Annotated in this window: 17 protein-coding genes, 2 pseudogenes and 1 riboswitch; of the genes and pseudogenes, 8 read left to right on the top strand and 11 right to left on the bottom strand. The window is 62.2% G+C overall.

The features are described 5' to 3' along the window. The first annotated feature begins 44 nt into the window (after window positions 1-44). A complete protein-coding gene (gene soxR, locus N0Q91_RS08410; RefSeq protein WP_100673114.1) occupies window positions 45-530 on the top strand; it encodes a redox-sensitive transcriptional activator SoxR in 486 nt (161 codons plus the stop codon). Here the strand turns inward: soxR and N0Q91_RS08405 are convergent. Together N0Q91_RS08405 and N0Q91_RS08400 are read right to left on the bottom strand one after the other, a co-directional pair. Continuing rightward, window positions 490-1,719, bottom strand: coding sequence for an MFS transporter (locus tag N0Q91_RS08405; protein WP_275597834.1), 1,230 nt, complete (start codon window positions 1,717-1,719; stop codon window positions 490-492). The two genes, soxR and N0Q91_RS08405, sit on opposite strands and share 41 nt — an antisense overlap. A 140-nt stretch (window positions 1,720-1,859) precedes the next feature. Next, on the bottom strand, window positions 1,860-2,120 hold the full coding sequence (locus N0Q91_RS08400; protein ID WP_003534130.1) for a hypothetical protein: 261 nt from the start codon (window positions 2,118-2,120) through the stop codon (window positions 1,860-1,862). Window positions 2,121-2,322: 202 nt separating this feature from the next. Here N0Q91_RS08400 and hemF point away from each other — a divergent pair, with 202 nt between their 5' ends. Further along, window positions 2,323-3,234 (top strand): oxygen-dependent coproporphyrinogen oxidase, encoded by a 912-nt coding sequence (gene hemF / locus N0Q91_RS08395; RefSeq protein ID WP_275597833.1) that lies wholly within the window; start codon window positions 2,323-2,325, stop codon window positions 3,232-3,234. Window positions 3,235-3,318: 84 nt separating this feature from the next. Continuing rightward, window positions 3,319-3,597, top strand: a complete 279-nt coding sequence (locus N0Q91_RS08390) for a BON domain-containing protein (protein WP_100673112.1) — start codon at window positions 3,319-3,321, stop codon at window positions 3,595-3,597. 68 nt (window positions 3,598-3,665) lie between these two features. Here N0Q91_RS08390 and N0Q91_RS08385 read toward each other — a convergent pair whose 3' ends face one another. From N0Q91_RS08385 to N0Q91_RS08370, 4 genes and pseudogenes are all read right to left on the bottom strand, one after another. Continuing rightward, on the bottom strand, window positions 3,666-4,280 hold the full coding sequence (locus tag N0Q91_RS08385) for an ABC-type transport auxiliary lipoprotein family protein (RefSeq protein WP_100673111.1): 615 nt from the start codon (window positions 4,278-4,280) through the stop codon (window positions 3,666-3,668). Window positions 4,281-4,361: 81 nt separating this feature from the next. Further along, window positions 4,362-5,732, bottom strand: coding sequence for an MlaD family protein (locus tag N0Q91_RS08380; protein ID WP_164867046.1), 1,371 nt, complete (start codon window positions 5,730-5,732; stop codon window positions 4,362-4,364). A 90-nt stretch (window positions 5,733-5,822) separates the two neighbouring features. Next, window positions 5,823-6,631, bottom strand: a pseudogene (locus tag N0Q91_RS08375) (ABC transporter ATP-binding protein). Window positions 6,632-6,642: 11 nt separating this feature from the next. Then, entirely contained in the window at window positions 6,643-7,782 is a 1,140-nt protein-coding gene (locus tag N0Q91_RS08370) for an ABC transporter permease (protein ID WP_100673108.1), read from the bottom strand. A gap of 185 nt (window positions 7,783-7,967) precedes the next feature. Here N0Q91_RS08370 and dgcA point away from each other — a divergent pair, with 185 nt between their 5' ends. Further along, on the top strand, window positions 7,968-8,951 hold the full coding sequence (gene dgcA / locus N0Q91_RS08365) for an N-acetyl-D-Glu racemase DgcA (RefSeq protein WP_275597832.1): 984 nt from the start codon (window positions 7,968-7,970) through the stop codon (window positions 8,949-8,951). Here dgcA and N0Q91_RS08360 read toward each other — a convergent pair. Both N0Q91_RS08360 and N0Q91_RS08355 read right to left on the bottom strand, forming a co-directional pair. After that, window positions 8,903-10,126 carry an MFS transporter gene (locus N0Q91_RS08360; RefSeq protein WP_100673106.1) on the bottom strand — a complete coding sequence of 408 codons (1,224 nt, stop codon included), beginning with the start codon at window positions 10,124-10,126 and terminating at the stop codon, window positions 8,903-8,905. The genes dgcA and N0Q91_RS08360 overlap by 49 nt on opposite strands. Before the next feature lie 137 nt (window positions 10,127-10,263). Beyond that, a complete protein-coding gene (locus N0Q91_RS08355) occupies window positions 10,264-11,109 on the bottom strand; it encodes a UDP-2,3-diacylglucosamine diphosphatase (RefSeq protein ID WP_275597831.1) in 846 nt (281 codons plus the stop codon). A gap of 247 nt (window positions 11,110-11,356) precedes the next feature. Between N0Q91_RS08355 and N0Q91_RS08350 the strand changes: the two genes are divergently transcribed. The 4 genes and pseudogenes from N0Q91_RS08350 (at window position 11,357) to N0Q91_RS08335 (ending at window position 16,708) form a co-directional block, all read left to right on the top strand. Continuing rightward, complete coding sequence (locus N0Q91_RS08350) at window positions 11,357-13,669, top strand: NADP-dependent malic enzyme (protein ID WP_100673238.1); 2,313 nt, start codon at window positions 11,357-11,359, stop codon at window positions 13,667-13,669. A 207-nt stretch (window positions 13,670-13,876) separates the two neighbouring features. Further along, window positions 13,877-14,614, top strand: coding sequence for a helix-turn-helix transcriptional regulator (locus tag N0Q91_RS08345; protein WP_018095134.1), 738 nt, complete (start codon window positions 13,877-13,879; stop codon window positions 14,612-14,614). 155 nt (window positions 14,615-14,769) lie between these two features. Next, a pseudogene (locus N0Q91_RS08340) lies at window positions 14,770-15,413 on the top strand (acyl-homoserine-lactone synthase). A gap of 167 nt (window positions 15,414-15,580) precedes the next feature. Beyond that, entirely contained in the window at window positions 15,581-16,708 is a 1,128-nt protein-coding gene (locus N0Q91_RS08335) for a DUF2865 domain-containing protein (protein WP_100673104.1), read from the top strand. A gap of 795 nt (window positions 16,709-17,503) precedes the next feature. Here the strand turns inward: N0Q91_RS08335 and bluB are convergent. The 3 genes from bluB to N0Q91_RS08320 form a co-directional block, all read right to left on the bottom strand. Continuing rightward, window positions 17,504-18,187, bottom strand: a complete 684-nt coding sequence (gene bluB, locus N0Q91_RS08330; protein ID WP_275597830.1) for a 5,6-dimethylbenzimidazole synthase — start codon at window positions 18,185-18,187, stop codon at window positions 17,504-17,506. 45 nt (window positions 18,188-18,232) lie between these two features. Then, a riboswitch (cobalamin riboswitch) is annotated at window positions 18,233-18,442 on the bottom strand. 40 nt (window positions 18,443-18,482) lie between these two features. Next, window positions 18,483-19,304: an SDR family oxidoreductase gene (locus N0Q91_RS08325; protein ID WP_275597829.1), complete on the bottom strand. Its 822-nt coding sequence runs from the start codon at window positions 19,302-19,304 to the stop codon at window positions 18,483-18,485. 63 nt (window positions 19,305-19,367) lie between these two features. Further along, entirely contained in the window at window positions 19,368-20,561 is a 1,194-nt protein-coding gene (locus N0Q91_RS08320) for a phytanoyl-CoA dioxygenase family protein (RefSeq protein ID WP_275597828.1), read from the bottom strand. Between the last annotated feature and the right edge of the window lie 80 nt (window positions 20,562-20,641).

The raw sequence follows: 20,641 nt of genomic DNA, 5'->3' as shown, positions 1-20,641 counted from the left end.
CTCATGCTATAGAACCTCAACTATAGTTGAGGTCAATAGCAGCCGTGAAAAAAGACAAACCCAATGATGTCAAGCGCGAACTGACGGTCGGCGAAGTGGCCGAACGCAGCGGCCTCGCGGTGTCGACGCTTCATTTCTACGAGACCAAGGGCCTCATCCGCAGCAATCGCAGCCGGGGCAATCAGCGGCGCTACCCGCGTTCCGTCCTGAGGCGGGTGGCCGTGATCAAGGTTGCCCAGCGTACGGGTATCCCGCTTGCCGAGATCCAGTCGGCCCTATCGGTGCTCCCCGACGACCGGCCGCTGACGGTGGACGACTGGGGACGGCTCTCGAAGACCTGGCGGCAGCAGCTCGACGAGCGGATCGCCAAGCTGACGGCGCTACGCGATCAGCTCACAGGCTGCATTGGCTGCGGTTGCCTGTCGATGCGCGACTGTCCCTTGCGCAATCCATGGGACGTTCTTGCCTCCGAAGGAACGGGGCCGCGCCTCATCGATCCCGCCGATGGGGCGGAGCATGAGGCCAGTTAGTCGGCTGACCCGACTGTCCAGGCCTCATACGGGAGAGCAGAGCCATGCTGGCCAACGCACCGAGGGAGCAGAGAAGCGCAAACGCCAGCGTCCACCTGTTGCCCGCCTCGCCAAGCAGGAACGAAAAGAACGGCGGGGCGGCGGCGAACGCCAGGTTGAGCGGCAGGCCGAGGCGCGCCACCACCGCCCCATATTCCGTAGAAGAAAAGAAGACGAGCGGCATCGTCGCCCTGCTGACGGACATGGCGCCGCTTGAAAGGCCATAGAGCACGAGGAAGAGAACGATCGACCATTCCGCCCCTTGCCCAAGCGCGAGCGCCAGCAGTGCCGGCGGCATGATCGCCGCGGCAACCAAGCCCGTCGTCAACCCGTCCCAGCGATTGCCGCCGAGGAAATCGAAAAGCCGCGCCGAGAGCTGGATGAACCCGATGGCCGACCCGAAGCCGACCGCCAGATAGCCCGGCACGGCAAAGCTGCGGAAAAGATCGATCACCACAAGCTGAAAACCCCAGGTAACAAAGCCGTTGAGCGCGACCGCCGCCGTGATCAGGGCAACGACGCGCCACTGGCGACGAACAGCCGGCGACGCAGATCGATTCGATTTGGCGACCCGGGGATCGGATTTTGGCGGCTCGCGCCTGGGCAAAGCGAAAAAATGCAAGGGCGCGCAGGCAAGGAGCATCACCGCGCCATAAAGAACGAATGTGCCGCGCCAACCGAGAGCCGCCTCGCAGAAAGTCGTGACCGGCCAGGCGATCGTGGGTGCGAGCGCCATGGCGAGCATCTGCGCCCCTATGGCACGACGCGCGCCCTCGCCCGCGATCTCCGTGAGGAACACCTGAGCCGAAGTCGTGAGTGCTGCCGCCCCGGCCAGACCAAGAATGCCCCAGGCCGCAAAATAGGAAACCGGACCTCCGGCGCCGGCCAGCAACCACAGCCCCGGAGCCGCGGCTGCCGAACCGAAAGCGAGCACGAGCCGCGCCCCGTGGCGCGCGTAGACCGGCGCAAGCAGCGGTGAGCAGAAGGCCATCGCGACCAGCATGACGGTCGGGCCGAGATAGATTGCCGAAGGCCTCAGGAGAAGATCGTTCGCCATTCCGACCGCCGTCACCGAGACGAACATGAACATCGCTCCCCAAGCGATGATCTGGGTGATGGAGAGCACGATGATGGAACGGAGAACGGGCATCGGGGCAGGTTCGGGAATACGCGCAATGGCGAGAGGGAGACACAAACTGGTTTATCGCGCCGCCATGATCTTGGCCACGCTATTATCGATGGACAAAGATGCATCTTGCCTGTCGGTATGAACGGTGGGATCGGGGGCAATCAGTCTGCGCTCGGGAGACGGCGCATCGTGAACTCGATCTCGCCGCCTTCGAGCTGGCGCCAGCTCTCGACTTCGGTCCAATAGGCAGCCTTTGGCCAGGTATCGAACCACTCCCGCGCCTTGGCCCGCGCGGCATCGCGCTCGAGCCGAAACGTCTCGCGCACGAAAAGCCCGTCTCTTCGTGTGGGGTGCTCCCGGCGATGCCGGGCGATCTGGCGCCGCAAGCCGTCCAGCGGCGGTCCTGGGGGTATCTTCGCCATGGGCCATACCTCTGGCGAAAAGATAGGATGAGCGCCGCATTATTGCCAGTCATTTGTCCCGATCCTGCGATGAGGCCCTGATTGCGGTAGACTGTCGCTGTCGCCGTGGCACCGTTGCCAAGCCGCTGAAAATATGGACTGTGGCGGCGACATCGAATCGGCGGTTTTCAGCAGGGAAATCCGCGAACGGAAGTGCATTCCCATGGAAAGACCGCAACTGCCACAGGGCCTGCCGGCCGACATCGAAGACAAGAAAGCAGCGGCGAAGGCTTGGTTCGAAAGCCTCCGCGACACGATCTGCGCCGCCTTCGAGGCGATCGAGGACGATTTGACAGGTCCGCTGTCGGATCGTCCGGCAGGCCGTTTCCTCGCCAAGGACTGGCTGCGCGAGGAAGGTGCCGGTGGCGGCGGTCGCATGTCCATGATGGAAGGGCGCGTCTTCGAGAAAGTGGGGGTTCACACCTCCACCGTCTTCGGCGAGTTCTCGCCGGAGTTCCGCGACCAAATTCCCGGCGCGAGCGAAGATCCGCGCTTCTGGGCATCCGGCATTTCGCTGATCGCCCACCCGGTCAACCCCAATGTCCCTGCCGTGCACATGAACACGCGCATGGTTGTGACCACCAGCAATTGGTTCGGCGGCGGTGCGGACCTCACGCCGGTCCTGGACCGCCGGCGCATCATGACCGATCCGGATACCGTCCTTTTTCATCGTGCCATGGAGATCGCCTGCAATAGGCACCCCGTCGCCGATCATGCAAAATTCAAGCAGTGGTGCGACGAGTATTTCTACCTGAAACACCGGAACGAACCGCGCGGCACCGGCGGGATCTTCTACGACTGGCTGCGCTCTGCGGAGGAGCTCGGCGGTTGGGACGCGGATTTCGCGTTCACGCGCGATGTCGGCAAAGCCTTCGCACTCGTCTATCCGAGAATCGTCCGGACGAATTTCCACAAGCCCTGGACCGAACAGGATAGAAACGAGCAGCTCGTGCGCCGCGGCCGGTACGTCGAGTTCAACCTGCTTTACGACCGCGGCACGATCTTCGGTCTCAGGACGGGTGGCAACGTGGAGTCGATCCTCTCCTCCCTGCCCCCACTCGTACGCTGGCCGTGAATCGCAGCTTATTCGACCATCGTTGAGGCGGCGAACAAATGCGCCGCGTCGGCGTTTCCCTCTCCAGGAGAGAAGGAGCGACGCATGGTCTTCAAGAAAAGGACATTCTTCGGCGATGACCCCGAGAGGCTGCCTGCCGAAGATCCCGCCGAACTCGAGCGCCGGGTCGCTCATTGTCTTGCGGTCGCGCCGGGCCTCGACGCCATAGAGGTCACGGTGACGGGCTCGGGCAGTACGATCCTGCTCGCCGGTACGGTGGCGACCGAAGAGGAGATCGCCCGCGCCGAGGAGGCGGCCCTATCGGTCGAAGGCGTCGCCGAAGTCGTCAATCGCATCGAACGCGCGAAGGCGGGGCGCGGGTGAGCGGCCCCTCACCTGCACAAATGCGGCTGATCTCAGATCAGAAATAATCATCAGAGAGACGGCTTCCCTCAGATGGAGCTGAGCGTCCAGCCGACGATGTCGGCCGCGACCCTGGCGAAAGCGGCGTCGAGTGCGGTGACGAAGGCGGGATTGCCGGCGCCACGCACGGGCACGACGGCGCGGAAGGCCTGCTGTTTGCGGACGGTACCGTTCCGGTCGTCCAGTAGCTTGGCGAATATCTCGACGACCGCCGTTGCCGGTCCATCGGTGGATATTTCGAAGGCTCTGAGCTCGGTTATCAATTGATAATCGATGGCGAGCCCTTGGCCGGGTTTACCGACGCGAATCCTGCCGGTGTTATCGAATGTCTGGACGAGCCTGTCCTGCACCATACGCGGCAGACTGTCTCCCCATTGGGCCCTGGCGAGGTATTGCAGTTCCGACCTCGAAAGACGAACGACGATCTGGTCGCTGCCCAGCGTCTTCAGCGCCGTCGGTTCAGGCACGAGAAGCTGGCGGTTCGTAGCTCCCGGACGCTCCACCGCAGGAACGGACGCCAGACTGAACGTGTCGTTGGCCGCCTGGCGCGAGCCGCACCCCGCCAGCATCGCCGCCAATGCAAGAACCACCGCAGACCGGGCCCCTCTCGCGCCACGAAAACCTACCAGACCCGGAAAACCCATACGCCAAATATCCCCTAGCAACGCGGCGCCGTTCAGCTTCCCGCCCTCAACGCAACCTGCCCGCGACCGTCGATAAACGAATCACCGACGCGTGCGGCCATCATATTGCTTAACCGTTTCGCCGCCGAACAGAAGCCGCTGCGGATTTTTATCGAACTCGGAAATCGTATTCTGCAGGCTTTGAACCGTGCGACGCGTGTCGCCGACGAGCGCCTCGACGTCCCGCAGTCCCGAATTGGAGAAACGCTTGAGATTTTCGGCTATAGGGCCCAGTTGCGCATTCAGGTTCTCCGCCACCCGCCGAAAGGACTCGAGCGTTTCGCGTGCCTGCGCAGAAAGCGACGGAGCGTCCGCGTCGCCGAGGAAGCCGTCGATCTTCACCAGGATGCTGTCGACCCGGTTCGATGCCGCATTCAGCTTGTTGGACATTTGCGTGAAATCGGTGATCGTCTGATCGATGTCCCCCTGCCGGGCGGAAATCTTTTCGGCAAAGTCCGAAACCTGCGCGGCGATCTTGCGGGCGTCCGCACTCGCGGCCGTGATATCGTTGACGACCAGCCCGACCTTCTGCGCGTCGACGGCAGCCACCAGTGTATCGACCCGCTTCAACGTCTGTTGCGCGCTCTTGCCGAACTGATCGTAGGTTTCCACCGTGCGCCGGAATCCGGCGATCGCTTCCGATACCCCGCCTGAAGCATCCTTCAGATTGTTGCTCACCTGCTCGGCATTGCTGACGATGTTGTCTATCTTCTTCGGGTCGACCGACTTGATCAGCCTGTCCGCGCTCGCAAGCGTATCATCGAGCTTCTTCGATGCAGCATTGACGGAGCCGGACAGTTGTTCGACGCTTTTCAGGAACTGGTCGATCGCACCGGAATTGTCCGCCAACGCCTTGGAAAAGCGCTCCGCGTTGCCGATGGTGGCCGTCAGCGGGCCACGCACGTCGGTGACGAAGCTCTGGATATCCGTGATCGCCGAATTCGCGCGGTCGAGGATCTGGTCCGCGGTCGCCAGCAGGCTGGTGACGCTCGACTGATCGGCAAGGATGTGCGCCTGGGTGCCGTTTTCCAGCGCGGTCTTGAGGATATTCTCGTCCCCCTTGCGACCGCCGCTGAGCTCGATATAGGCCGCTCCCGTCAGCCCCTGCACCTCGAGCGTCGCCGTTGTGGATTTCATGACCGGCGCATCGGCCGAGACTTCGGTGATCGCAATCGAATAGCGAGGATCATTGGCATCGATCGCAAGATTGCGCACGCTGCCGACGTTGATGCCGTTGAAGCGCACCGGTGAGCCCACCGACAGACCATTGGCCGATCCGGGAATGTTGACGACGAGTTCGACCATCTGGCCGGTTCGGCCATATTGCGACATCCAATAGACGAAGCCGAAGGCCGCGGCGATGACCAGGACGGTGAAGAAGCCGACAATGGCATAATTCGCTTTAGTTTCCATCGGCATTACCTACCTTTGCGGTCCTTGCCGCCTGTTCATGTATTCTGCGAGCAGGCTTGCTGTAGCTCCCCCGCCTCCCGCATTCTCGTCTCAATCCTGCTCGCGCACGATCGCCCTTGCGCGCTTGCCCCGGAAATAAGACTTCACCCAGGGCTCGTCACAGGCGAGCATATCCTCGATGGTGCCTTCGACGAGAACGCGCTTGTTGCCGAGCACCGCGATCCGGTCACAGACCGAAAACAGGCTGTCCAGATCGTGCGTCACCATATACACGGTCAATCCAAGCGTGTCCCGCAGCTTGGCGATCAACTCGTCGAACTCCGCGGCCCCGATCGGATCGAGTTCCGGATGTCGGCTCATCGAGAAAGACGAGATCGGGATCGAGCGCAAGCGCGCGCGCAAGCGCCGCGCGCTTGATCATGCCGCCGGAAAGCTCCGAGGGTATTTCTCCGCGGCCTCCGGTGCGAGGCCGACCAGTTCGATTTTCAGGCGCGCGAGTTCGTCCATCAGGTCCTGCGGCAGATCCAGATATTCGCGCATCGGCACCTGGATGTTCTCACGCACCGTCAGGGCCGAGAAAAGCGCGCCGTGCTGGAACAGCACTCCGAGGCGCATATCGAGTGCGATGCGCTCGGCCTCGCCCATTTTGTCGTAGTCGGCGCCTAGAATTTCGATCGTGCCGGAACGCTTGGGCAGAAGCCGAAGGACCGTGCGCATCAGTACGGACTTCCCGGTACCCGAGGCGCCGACGAAGCCGAGGATTTCACCACGCAGCACTTCGAGATTGAGATTGTCGAGAACCACATGGTCTCCGAAGCCGACGGTCAGATCGCGCACGGAGAGAACCGCCTCTCGCTTCTCCCCGCATCCGCTTGCTTTTCGATGACCGCTTGAACCATGTTCGCCTACCTCAGAAATCGATTGCCGCGTAGAACATGGCGAACAATCCGTCGATCAGAATCACGACGAATATCGATTTGACGACGGAGGAGGTCACACGCCGCCCGAGCGACTCGGCGCTGCCGCCGACCTTCAGTCCCTCGACTGCGGCAACGACGCCGATGATCAAGGCCATGAAGGGGGCCTTGATCATACCGGCCGCGACCGAGGAGAAATCGACAGCTTCCTGCAGCCGCGCCAAAAAGGTCGGGATCGTGATGTCGGAATAGGCCCATGCCACCATGGCGGCGCCGGCAAGGGCGGCGAAGTTCGCAATGATCGTCAGGAGCGGCAAGACAATCGTCAGCGCCACGAGACGCGGAAAGACGAGAACGCCGACCGGACTCAAGCCCATGACCTTGAGCGCGTCGACCTCTTCGCGCATCTTCATGGAGCCGATCTCGGCGGTAATCGCGCTGCCCGACCGACCGGCGATCATGATCGCGGTCAGCAACACGCCGATCTCGCGCAATTGCAGGATGCCGACGAGATCGACGACGAAAATTTCCGCTCCGAAAGAACGGAGCTGGAACGCTCCCTGTTGCGCGATGATGGCGCCGATCAGGAACGACATCAGGGTGATAATGGGCGTCGCCATGACGCCCATGCGGTCGATCTGATGGACGATCGCAGCAGGCGAAACGCCCGCGTGACGCCCGAGCTTCATCTGCGCGCCGCGTACCGCAGACCCCAGGATGTACATGGCCGCTACCGTGTCGGTCCAGATGGAGACCGTCAGCTCACCCACGGGCGTAAACAGCCGCTGAAAAAGCGGCATTCTGGTACCACTCTCTTCCGGGCTGCGCAGTTGCTTCGGCAGTGCGCGGACCAGTTCGGCATAACGCTCGCCGCCCGTGAACCGAACGTCGTCGGCTGTCCCGTGCATGAAGCGGCGAATGATCCATGCACCGGCCGTGTCCATCGCGGTGATGCCGGAGAAGTCAAACTCGCTCTGCCCATCGGAGGGCTTTTCAAGCCGCTTCAGCTTGGCGGCCATCTCCTCCGCGGTCTCGTGCCGCCAGTCGCCGCTGAACACATAGCGCCGACCGTTTCCGGCGGCGCCCTCATCGACGACGACGTCGGCAGCGGTCTCTGTTTGGGCACGCGTCACGTGATATCGGTCTTTCAGTTCGTTCTCCGCATAGTCTCTTAAACCAGAATCGATTTGATGACAAAATCATGCGGGAATTCAAAGTCGTACAGTGCCCTTGGTGCGACAGAAATGACACAATGGGCCGGAAGCTTCGCGAAAGTCCGCCGTCCGCGGTCCGGAGCGTATGAAGTCAAGGGGTCCCTATGCCGATTTCTCTTACAGCCACCGTTGAACACTTCCCGATCGCCGGGGCTTTCACCATTTCGCGTGGCTCGAAAACCACGGCAAGCGTCGTCACCTGCCGCGTCACCGACGGCGAGCTATCGGGTTGGGGCGAGTGCGTTCCCTATGCGCGCTACGGCGAATCGGTCGAGTCGGTGCTGAGCGCCATCGAGACCGTACGACAGCTCATCGAAGAGGGTATGACACGCACGGACCTGCAGAAGGCGATGAAGGCCGGCGCCGCTCGAAACGCGGTCGACTGCGCCCTATGGGATCTCGAGGCAAAGCGCAGTGGAAGCTCCGCTGCGGCGCTCGCCGGAATAGCCGGCCCGACGCCTTTGACCACCGCCTACACCTTATCGCTCGGCGAACCGGATGAGATGAGGGCCCAGGCCGAGAAACACGCCCATCGGGCGGTTCTCAAGGTGAAAGTCGGAACGGCAGACGACACGGCGCGCATTCGCGCCGTCAGGAGCGGCGCGCCGGCGAGCCGCATCATTCTCGACGCCAATGAGGGATGGACGGCAGCCAACCTTACGGCCCATTTCACCGCCTGCGCCGAGAACGGCATCAGCCTCATCGAACAGCCGCTGCCGGCCGGCCGCGACGAGATACTCGCCTCCCTGCCCCGCCCCGTACCCGTCTGCGCCGACGAAAGCGTGCATGCCACGGAGGACCTCGAAAGGCTCGTCGGCCGCTACGATGCGGTCAACATCAAGCTCGACAAGACCGGAGGGCTGACCGAGGCCCTGCGCATGCGCGCCGCGGCCGAAGCCCTCGGCCTGAAGATCATGGTCGGCTGCATGGTCGGCAGTTCGCTCGCCATGGCGCCGGCGGTGCTTGTCGCGCAGGGCGCGGATTTCGTGGATCTCGACGGACCGCTGCTGCTCTCGAAAGACCGCACGCCGGGCCTTCGCTACGAGGCCTCGCTCGTCTTTCCGCCGGAAGCCAGCCTCTGGGGCTGAAGATACCAGCCGAGGAAAGTGAAAAGGCAGCCGGAAAGCGCGACCACCGACATGGAGTAGAAGCCGTCGACGCCGAACCAGGCGTAGAAATAGCCCGACAGAAAGGTGAAGATCGCCGTGAAGATGCCGGTGTAGAAAAAGTAAAGCCCCTGCGCCGACGCCTCCTGCTCCTCCGCGACACGCTCGACCAGCTTGTGCTGCATGCCCGTATGCATGATCGCATAGGTGAAGGCGTGGAAGCACTGCAGAACGAAATAGCCCGAGAAGCCGAGATCCATCGGAAAAATCAGCCAGCGCACGACCGCGAGCAGGCAGCCGGAGAAAATCATCGTCCAGACGCTGAACCGGCGGACGATCGCCCTGGCAAGGAAGAACATCAGCACTTCCGCTGCGACGCCGGCACTCCAGAGAATGCCGATCTGCGTGCCGCTGTAGCCTATATGCTGCCAGTAGATGGCAGAGAAGGCGAAGAGCATCGCATGGCTGCTGTTGACCAGCGTCACGCCGACCAAAAGCAGTTGCAGGTCCGCCTGGCGCAGCGATTGCGGCGGCGGCTCGGTGATTGCGGTAATCGGTGATGGCCTGCGCGGACGGCCGACACGCGGCGCGGCCACCGCCAACAGTATGGTGAGCGCGAAGCCTGCCGCCATTGCGGGCAGGACCATCTGCCCGCCGACGACTCCGATCAGCCAGCCACCCAGCATCGTCGCCCCGATAAAGGCGACCGATCCCCAGACACGCATCTGCGCATAGTCGAATCCCCAGCGCCGCACGCCCGAAAGTGCTATCGCCTCAACGATCGGCACATAGGGCGAATAAACCGCCGATTGCAGCGTGTAGATGACGAGCACCGGCCAGAAGCTCTGCGCATAGAAAAGAACGATTGCCCCGGCGAAGGACAGGATGCCCGACCAGATCAGGACGATCGCCCGCTCCCCGATTCGGTCTGCGAGAACGCCCGCCAGCGGTGCGGTGATCACCCGGACGAACATCGGAACTGCAAGCACTATGCCGATTTCGAAGTCGCTGAGCGACAGGCTGCTCAGCCAGACCGGAAAGTACGGCATCGCGAAACCGTTGACGATCAGCGGCGCTGAGAAGAGAAGCGCGATGCGGAGTGCGAAATGGCGCGGCGGGGGCCCCGCGACGAATGCGGGAGCAGATGACGGAATCATGGAGGGACCTGATGGCTGTGGGCCACCATTAACACAACCGCGCGTGTGTTTGCCATCGGCTCGTCGTCACCGCGGACGCTTGTCCACCGGAACGATAGTCAGACCCTTCCGCGGCTTTTCCTTGCCCCGCAAATCACTCAGGCGGCCTGCGGTGCAAGCCGCCTGACGGGCATTGTCTCGGCCTCGCCGGCTCGCTGCCCAGCGGCGCTGTCGCCGCGCATCTGGTGCCAGGTGATGAGCTCCATCGTGCCGTCGTGATGCTCGGCGATTGCCGTGCAGCTCTCCACCCAATCGCCCGTGTTGATGTACCTGATGCCGTCGATGTCTTCGATGACCGCATGATGGATGTGGCCGCAGATCACCCCTTGCGCGTCGTGACGACGGGCTTCCTCGGTCACGACTTTCTGGAACTCGCCAATGAAGTTCACCGCGTGTTTGACCTGCAGCTTGGCCCAGGAGGAAAACGACCAGTAAGGCATGTCGAGACGACGACGTATGGCCGCAAGGCCAATATTGATGGCGATTGCCATGTCGTAGGCCCAGTCGCCGAGATAGGCGAGAACGCGTGCGTTGCGCACGACCACGTCGAACTCGTCGCCGTGCAGCACGAGATAGGTCCGCCCGTCCGCGCCCTTGTGAAGATAGCGCTGCGCCACTTCGATACCGCCGAAATGAACGCCCGGAAACTCCCGGAGGAACTCGTCGTGATTACCGGGGATGTAGATGATGCGCGTGCCTTTTCGTGCCTTGCGCAGAAGCTTCTGGACCACGTCGTTGCACGATTGCGGCCAATACCAGCTGCGTTTGAGACGCCAGCCGTCCACGATATCGCCGACCAGGATGATCGTCTCCGCCTCATGGTGCCGCAGGAAATCCAGAAGAAAGTCCGTCTTGGCCGCTTTCGAGCCCAGATGAACATCGGAAATGAAAAGCGTCCGCAGTTTCAGAACGGAATTCTGTTGGTATGCCGATGCCGCCGCCATGCCAGCCTCATCCTGGTTTTTAGCCGTTTCACGACCGTCAAAATCAAACTCGTGTTTCAGGAAGATGACATGGGACACGGAGCACGCAGCAAGCGCCGCGTAACCATGGCTGGAAAGAACCGCGTCGAAACTGTACCTGCCGGGCGATTCATGCCAAAAGGCACGACATCGATCAGCACCGGACGTGAACGCGATTTCCTGAACCGCGCTCTCGGGTCCCACGCAAGAATTCAAGGAATGCAAAGGCATGAACACGGGCGATAAAGCGAAATCCCAGGCCGTTCCCGCCAGCGGAGACATCGATCAGCAGGCACTCTTCTTCCATCGCTATCCTCGCCCCGGCAAGCTCGAGATTCAGCCGACCAAGCCACTCGGGAATCAGCGCGACCTGGCGCTCGCCTATTCGCCGGGGGTCGCCGCACCTTGCCTCGCGATCAAGGACAATCCCGAGACCGCCGCCGATTTCACCGCCCGCGCCAATCTCGTCGCCGTGGTATCCAACGGCACAGCCGTTCTCGGCCTTGGCAATATCGGTCCCCTCGCCTCCAAACCCGTGATGGAAGGGAAGGCCGTTCTCTTCAAGAAGTTCGCGGGGATCGACGTCTTCGACATCGAGATCGACGCACCGACGGTCGATCGGATGGTCGACGTCATCTCGGCGCTGGAGCCGACCTTCGGCGGCATCAATCTCGAGGACATCAAAGCTCCCGAATGTTTCGAGGTGGAGCGGCGTCTGCGCGAGAAAATGGAAATACCGGTCTTCCACGACGACCAGCACGGGACCGCGATCATCGTCGCTGCCGCCGTCCTGAACGGCCTGGAACTTGCCGGCAAGGACATTGCCGAGGCCAAGATCGTGGCCTCAGGTGCCGGGGCGGCGGCGCTTGCCTGCCTCAACCTCCTCGTCACGCTGGGCGCCAAGCGCGAAAACATCTGGGTGCACGACATCGAAGGTCTCGTCTACAAAGGGCGCGAGGCCCTGATGGACGAGTGGAAAGCCGTCTATGCGCAGGAGAGCGACAATCGTGTGCTCGCCGACAGCATCGGCGGAGCCGACGTGTTTCTGGGGCTTTCGGCCGCCGGCGTTCTCAAGCCTGAACTGTTGGCCCGGATGGCCGAAAAGCCACTGATCATGGCGCTGGCCAATCCTACGCCGGAGATCATGCCCGAAGTGGCCCGCGCCGCGCGCCCCGATGCCATGATCTGCACCGGACGCTCGGATTTTCCGAACCAGGTCAACAATGTCCTGTGTTTCCCGCATATCTTCCGTGGCGCGCTCGATTGCGGCGCACGCACCATCAACGAAGAGATGAAGATGGCGGCGGTGCGCGCGATAGCAGGCCTTGCCCGCGAGGAGCCGTCGGATGTCGCCGCGCGCGCCTATTCCGGCGAAACGCCCGTCTTCGGCCCCGATTACCTGATCCCTTCGCCTTTCGATCAGCGGCTGATCCTGCGGATTGCGCCGGCCGTGGCAAAGGCTGCAGCCGAAAGCGGCGTCGCCACGCGTCCGATCCAGGACTTCGACGCCTATCTCGACAAGCTCAACCGTTTCGTCTTCCGCTCCGGCTTCATCATGAAACCGGTCTTTGCTGCAGCGAAGAATGCGACGAAGAACCGCGTCATCTTCGCCGAGGGCGAAGATGAGCGGGTGCTGCGGGCCGCCCAGGTTCTGCTGGAGGAAGGCACAGCCAAGCCGATCCTGATCGGCCGCCCGCAAATCATCGAGACCCGACTGCGGCGCTACGGCCTCAGAATCCGGCCCGACGTCGATTTCGAGGTCGTCAATCCCGAAGGCGACCCGCGCTATCGCGACTATGTCGATGATTATTTCGCCCTCGTCGGGCGGCTCGGCGTCATTCCCGAGGCGGCCCGCACGATCGTGCGCACGAATACGACGGTCATCGGTGCGCTCGCCGTCAAGCGCGGCGAGGCAGACGCGCTGATCTGCGGGGTTGAGGGACGCTACAGCAAGCATTTGCGCGATGTATCGCAGATCATCGGCAAGCGTCCGGGCGTACTCGACTTCTCGGCGCTCAGCCTCCTGATCTCACAACGCGGCGCGACTTTCTTTACCGATACCTATGTGAGCTTCAGCCCGAGCGCGGAGGAGATCGCTCAGACGACGGTAATGGCTGCAAACGAAATCCGCCGCTTCGGCATCACGCCACGTGCCGCCCTCGTCTCCCATTCGAACTTCGGCTCGCGCGATTCCGAGAGCGCTTTCAAGATGCGCACCGCACTGCAGCTCGTGCGCGAGCTAGCCCCCGATCTGGAGGTGGACGGAGAAATGCATGGCGATTCCGCCATCTCCGAGGTCCTGCGCCAACGCGTGATGCCGGACAGCACGCTGAACGGCGAAGCGAATCTGCTCGTCTTCCCCAATCTCGATGCCGCCAACATCACGCTCGGCGTGGTCAAAACCATGACGGACAGCCTGCATGTCGGCCCGATCCTTCTGGGCTCGGCGCTGCCGGCGCATATCCTGTCGCCGTCCGTTACCTCGCGCGGCGTCGTCAATATGGCGGCGCTGGCCGTCGTCGAATCGAGCCATCCCGTCTGAGGGATGGCGCGCCTCCTCATTGGCGATGGAGGGCAAAAAAACGCTGCTTCCAGGGGAACCGACGCGGCCGCGCTAGCGATATTAGGCTCAAAACTCAACTTATGATTGTATAGACCGGATTACTGCACCGTTTATGAAATATTGCACTAGACAAAACCGGCCGCCGTAAACCATGTTTATTATAGGGGCAAGTTTCGGTGTTACGGCATGACTAATCAACAAGCTGTCCTCAATTTGCTGGATATCGTGGAATATGGAGGTTGCGCCGACCCCGAGCGCTTCTTCGCCCTGATGCGTCGAACCTTCAACATCTCGCATCTTCTGTATCTGGAGGCGGAGTCGCTTCCGGATGGTCTGAGAATCTGCCGCCTGCATCACACTTTCGGCGCCTACGCCGCTGAAATCTACGCCGCCAGGGAGCTTTACAGAATCGACCCGATCCTCAAGCTTGCGCTAGGCGGTGTCAGGCCCGTGGAATGGGCGACAGCGCGGCGCCGCTTTCCGGAATGCGAGCCCCTCTTCGAGGCGGCCGAGGAGATCGGGCTTTCCACCGAAGGCGTCGCCTTGCCGCTCCCCTCGCCTGCAGGCCGCATGGCGCTCCTCGCAATCGGTGCCAATATGTCGCCGGTCGAGTGGTCCGCCTATCGCCGTTGCCATCTGCGCGATTTCCAGCTCGCTGCCAACCTGTTCCACGCCTCCATGCTCGAACATTCGGCCATGGCCGGGGCGCTCGACGAGCGCGATCTCCGCCTGACCGGGCGGGAAACCGAAGTGCTCACCTGGTCGGCGGCCGGCAAGAGCTACTGGGAGATTGCAACTATTCTCGGGATATCCGAGCGAACCGTGCGTTTCTTCATGACCAATGCCCGCCGCAAACTCAATGTAGTGTCCAACACGCAAGCCGTAGCGCACGCTGTTCGACACGCTCTTATCCCCACCATCTGACGGGTTGCCGGCCCGGGACAGGACCGGCCACTCGCAGTTTCCCCCACAAATCTATTGGGAAAAAACAAGAAAATAAACTGTCACTATAGACAGTTACATATGTCATCCGAGCCTGACAGCATCGCTACATCGCGTAATCACGCATGGAGCGAAAAATGATCAGGATAGTGAACGGAAACGGTCGCAGCCAGCATCCCCAGGCCATCGACGAGATGTTCCGGCTGCGTAAGCGCGTATTCCACGACTTCTTGAAGTGGGACGTCAAGACCGAAGGGGACTGGGAAATCGACCACTACGACAAGGCCAATCCGCTCTATGTCATGTCGTACTCGCCCGACACTGGCAAGATTCGTGGCTCTCTCAGGCTCCTTCCGACGCTCGGTCCGAATATGCTGGACGATACGTTCCCGATCCTGCTCGGGGACAATCCGGAAATCCGCAGCGCGTCGGTGTGGGAATCGAGCCGCTTCTGCATCGATCCCGAAATTTCCCAGGATCGCGCATCGAACCAGGTCACCATCGCCGCGGCCGAACTGATGTGCGGTGTGGGCGAAATGAGCCTTGCCTCGGGCATCAGCCATATCGTCACGGTCACCGACGTTTTCCTGGAGCGAATGTTCCGCCGCATGGGTTGCCCGGGGAGCGCATAGCCGACCCGCACAGGATCGGCTCCGTCCATGCGGTCGCCATTGCCTGGGAGGTAAGCAGGAACCTGCTCGAAACGATGAAGGCGGTGGCCTCCATCGAGGGTACCGTCCTCGATCGCCCGATGTCGCTCGAAACGGCACGCGCCGCCTGACCCGATATTCCGGGCCGTGCAGGCGCACGGCCCACTGCTTTCCATTCAAGGGCATCGCAAATTAACGCAGATGCCCTCTTCCCGTTGCACCATCTCGACAAGGTCCTATGATGAGGCGGTAAGGCGGACACATCGGCAATGGTCCGCTGCAAGGCAGGAAGAAGCACGTGTCCGCGTCCCCGAAGGTGGCATCCAAGATCCGGCGCATCGCGGCGGTTCTCGTACCGCTCGCGTTGGCGACAACCGGTCCGGCTGCGGCATCCGGCGTTTGCGAACGGCTGAGCGCCCGCCTCGCCGGCCTTCCCACAGGTTTCACGACGAATGCCAGCCTGCGCGATTTCACAGGTGCGGTCTCCCGCCAGAACATCGAGTTGCGACGCGCCAAGAACGATCGCCGCCGAATGGAATGCAGCAGCGACAGCGTCGTCATTATCGGCGGCGATGACGAGGCGGCTTGCGCCGAACTCGACGGCACGATCGCGCGGATGGAGGAAAATCTGCGGCAACTCAAGGCGCAGCGCAGGCATCTGATCGGCGGTGGCGACGACGACGTTCGGCGGCGCATCCTCGCCGCAATGGAACTCAACGGCTGCTCAGGGGTGCGCGAGGCCTGGGATACCGGAAGCGCCGGAGGCGAGTTTGCGAACGCCGCCGCCCGGGAAACGGAGGTTCACCGGAACATCCTGAGGGACCTGCCGCCGGACAGCGATGCCTATCCGCTACTACTCGACGCCCCCGGGGCAGAGCTTCCGCTCATGGAGCCCGATTTCGCCGGCAGCCTCAGAACCATGTGCGTGCGAACATGCGATGGCGCCTTCTTTCCCATCTCCTCGCATGCCACGCCGGCGGACTTCGGTCGCGACGCCGATCTCTGCCGCGCGCGCTGCCCGGGTGCGGAGACGGAGCTCTACTACCATGTGCTCGCAACGGAAGAAGCGGACCGGATGGTTTCGGCAACGACCGGCCGACCCTACACCGACCTCCCAACGGCCTTTGCCTACCGGGCGCGCGGTGTCGGCTCACCGGGCATCTGTGGCTGCGGAATTCCGGATTCCGCAACGGATGCCAACAGGCAAAAGACAGGCTCTGCCGGAAAGCTCACCGCCGTCAGCCCATCGGTCATTACCATCGGCAGCGAGAGAAAGGCGCCGCCCAAGCCGATAGAAGAGCGGCCCTACGACCCGACCAAAAACAAGGTCCGCATCGTCGGTCCGACTTTCCTTCCGCAGGAAGAGAGCGCGATCGACCTCAAGCATCCGCTTGGGCCGCGATACCAGCCGCTGCAGGACAATTGACAGGCGCCGTTGCGAGCATTCTGCTGGAATCACGCATATTCTTGATCTAGAGCCCGTTAAGCAGCGATCTTTGCGCGTCTGATAAGACGCGCGGCGCTGTGGGAAACTTTTCGGAGGACTGCAATCTCTCCTCACCTCATCCCTTGTGCTCGTCACAGGGATGAGGTGAGCGCCGCGTCTGCGGCGCGGGAAGCGTTCTTTCAGCCCAAGGACTTGGTCTGGCTGGATTCCTGTGACAAGCACAGGAATGAGGGACCGGGGATGTGCGGCTACTACATCGAAGCGAAGCGGGACACTGTATACGGGCGGGAGCTTCCGCGCTCGCTATCTTCACGGTTTATGAAACGCGCCGAGGGGTCGCACCCTCTCGACCCTCATCTCTGTGCTTGTCACAGGGATCCAGCAGCGCCGCGTCTGCGGCGCGGGAAGCGTTCTTGCAGCCCAAGGACTTGGTCTGGCTGGATTCCTGTGACGAGCACAGGAATGAGGGACCGGGGATGTGCGGCTACTACATCGAAGCGAAGCGGGACGCTGTATACGGGCGGGAGCTTCCGCGCCGCCTCGCTATCTTCACGGTTTATGAAACGCGCCGAGGGGTCGCACCCTCTCGACCCTCATCCCTGTGCTTGTCACAGGGTCCAGCAGCGCCGCGTCTGCGGCGCGGGAAGAGTTCTTTCAGCCCAGGGACTTGGTCTGGCTGGATTCCTGTGACAAGCACAGGAATGAGGGTATCGAACAAGCCGCGTCGGGTATCCAGAATATCAACAGGCCTGAGATCGACCCTAACATCGTGATCTAACGGACACCCCAGCCTTCCTCGAAAACGAGATCTTCGAGCGGCAAGCGCTGCCGCCAGCCCTTCGCGGCGAGTTCCGGCTCTTGATACAGCTTGTCGACGAAACCCAGGCAAAGCCAGGCGACGATTTCGATATGCTCCGGAATCCCGAGAATCGCCTTGATCTCCCTCTCATGGAAAATGCTGACCCAGCCGACGCCCACCCCTTCGGCGCGCGCGGCAAGCCAGAGATTCTGGACGGCGCAAACGGTCGAGTACAGATCCATCTGCGGATTATGGGTGCGGCCCAGGACGACCGCTCCGCCGCGCGTCCGGTCGCAGGTCACGCAAATGCTGAGCGGCGCCTTGCGAATGCCTTCGAGCTTCAGCGAGCGATACTTCGCCTGCCTTTCGCCGGAAAACATTTCTGCGGCCTCGTCATTGGCGCACCGGAATGCCTGCCAGACTTTCTCCCGCGTCTCGTCCCGACGAACGAGCACGAAGTTCCAAGGTTGCATGAAGCCGACGGACGGCGCCTGGTGCGCCGCAGCGAGCAGTCGCGCGACCAGATCCTCAGGCAGTGGTTCGGGCAGGAATTCGTCGCGCACGTCGCGGCGGGTCTCTATGGCACGATAGACGGCGGCGCGCTCGTCCGGCGAAAAAGCTCCGGCCGCCGCAAGGCAGCCGTTCTGTTCAGGCAGCATCGTTCGATCCCCAACAATGCGGAAACCTCCCGCCGTCCGCGCGGGGCCGGTCTATCTCGCCAGGCCGGTCTTCTGACTTCGGATCATCCGTTCGCGCCGCCTTCCCGAATCACGTGAAGATTCAGTGGCAAAGGTCTGAAAGATTCAGACCAACCTGGCGAGAACGTCCCCGTCACAGCGTTGGGCACGTGCCGGAACTGCACCGGCTTCCCGATTCTCCCGCATTTCGCGGGCACCTGACGGCGGCATATGGCCACAGCTCCCCTCGAAACGCAAGGCGAGCAAGAGGAGAGCTTCAGAGCGGTGCCTCCGGATGAGGCGAGGCGTCATAGGCCCCCCAGATCGACTGATCGAAACAGATGACGGAACCCGTCATGAGGCCGGATTCTGCCGATGAGAGATAGGCGCAGGCGCGCGCGACCTCGGCCGGATCTACGAGCCTGCCGAAGGGCTGGCTCGCCGCCGCCTTTTCCAGCCAGTTCGCTGGCGCATCGTGATATTCGCGCTGGATGCGGTCTTCGCCTTCCGAGGCCATCCAGCCGATGTTGAGGCCGTTGACCCGTATCCGGTTGCGCAGGACGGCATAGGCGGTGTTCCTGGTCAGCGTCTCCAGCGCCCCCTTCGACGCACAATAGGCTGTGATGAAGGGCTGGCCCGCCTTCGCCGACATGGAGCCGATATTGACGATCGTGCCCTCCGTCTTCTCCCGCCGCATAACCTTTATCACCTCTTGCATCAGGAAGAATGGCGCCCGCACATTGACCGCGAACATCCGGTCGAAGAGTTCCGGGCTAGTGTCTAGGATCGTGCCCCGGTCGGTGATCGCTGCGGCGTTGACCAGCGCATCGACACCGCCGAAGGCGCGGTCGCAAGCCGCCACGACCGCACGGGCATCCTCCACCCGCTCGAGATCCGCCGGTACGTAGACGACCTTCGAACCGGTCGCCGCGGCGATCTCGGCAGCTTTCGCCTCGCCCTTCGCCGCGTTGCGCCCGCAAATGACGACGCCGGCGGCGCCACGCTCGGCAAAGAGTGCGGCAATCGCGGCACCGAGCCCCTGCGTGCCACCGGTCACGATGGCGATCTTCCCGTCCAAACGGGCGTGGTCCGTGCTCATCCTGTTCCTCCCTTTGATATGTTGGTGAATATGGCTTCGTGACCGTGCATTGAGCCAGGTGGTTTAGCTTAGCTTTCTCGCCGCCTGATCGGCCAGCGCCTCGGCAAACGCCTCGGCACTCCATTCACCGGCAAGCGCTTCGTGCATCAGCTGCGCCTGCGTCCTGGGCGCCAGACCGCCAACCGGCGGATCACGATCGAGATTGGTCGGGAATGAATAGCCTTCGGCGCACGCGGCAACCGCATGGGCAATTTCGTCCTGCGTGAGCTTGCCGCCGGCCGCAAGGACTTTCAGAGCCGGAAAGAGCACGGCGCACATGTGTTCGCGATCCACCGTTTCCATCGCCCTGCCGAAGGCGGAGGATACCTGCAGAAGATTGGCCACACGCTTGATTCCCGCAGACCGGTTGCTGCCCGCGGCGTGGAAAAGTGCCGGGTTGAAGAACACGACATCGCCCTTCTCCAGCGGCAATTGCACATGATTCTCTTCGAAATAGGCGCGGAACTCCGGCCGTCTCAAAGCGAGATATCCAGGCAGATACGTCTGGCTATAGGGCAGGAACAAGGTTGGCCCGCTTTCGACCGGCATGTCGCAATGAGCGACCGCGCCCTGGAGCGTCAGGACCGGCGAGAGCCTGTGCACATGCGCCGGATACTGCTCTATGACGGCCGAGGTCTGGAAGCCCAGATGGTAGTCGCGATGCGGCGATTGAGACGCGCCGCCCGGATTGACGCGATTGACCTGCGCCGTCATCTGGTAGCTCGGACCAAGCCATGCCTCACTGACAAGCGCGATGATGGCGTTGGCGTAGTAGGCGGCGAAATTCTCAGGGTTCTTCAGGCAGTGCTTTTCCAGAGAATTCCAGATCCGGTCGTTGGCGCCGGGCTTGGCGAAATGATCGCCGCCGCCGCTGTTGGTGCGGTGCTGCTCCTCGATGATCTCATCGAAGATGCGGCTCGCTTCGTCGACCACATGCGTATCGGTGAAGGCACGCTTGAAGACCGCGACGCCCGGCCCCGTCGCGAGCACTTCGCAGATCTCCGCAAGCACCGACCGCCTGCCGTCCTGCGTGCCGCAATCACCGATAAGACGGGCGCTGTCATAGATCAGGACGTTCTTCTGGCAGTCTGCCGCGTGCGGATAGTCCGCCAGGCCGCCACGGTGCTCGACCGCGGCGCGAAATTCCTCGATATCGCAGGCCGCCTCACTGAGCCAGACGCGTTCCAGACGCGCTCTCGCGGGATTGTCCGTCTTCATCAGTTCTCCTCCTCAAGGACGACGATAATCCGACTATACGGCTTGCCCGCTTCTGTTATAGAGCAGGAATCCATCAAAAA

This window comes from Sinorhizobium prairiense (genome assembly GCF_029201645.2).
GTDB lineage: Bacteria > Pseudomonadota > Alphaproteobacteria > Rhizobiales > Rhizobiaceae > Sinorhizobium > Sinorhizobium meliloti_A.
This window is presented reverse-complemented; position numbering and strand designations above follow the sequence as displayed.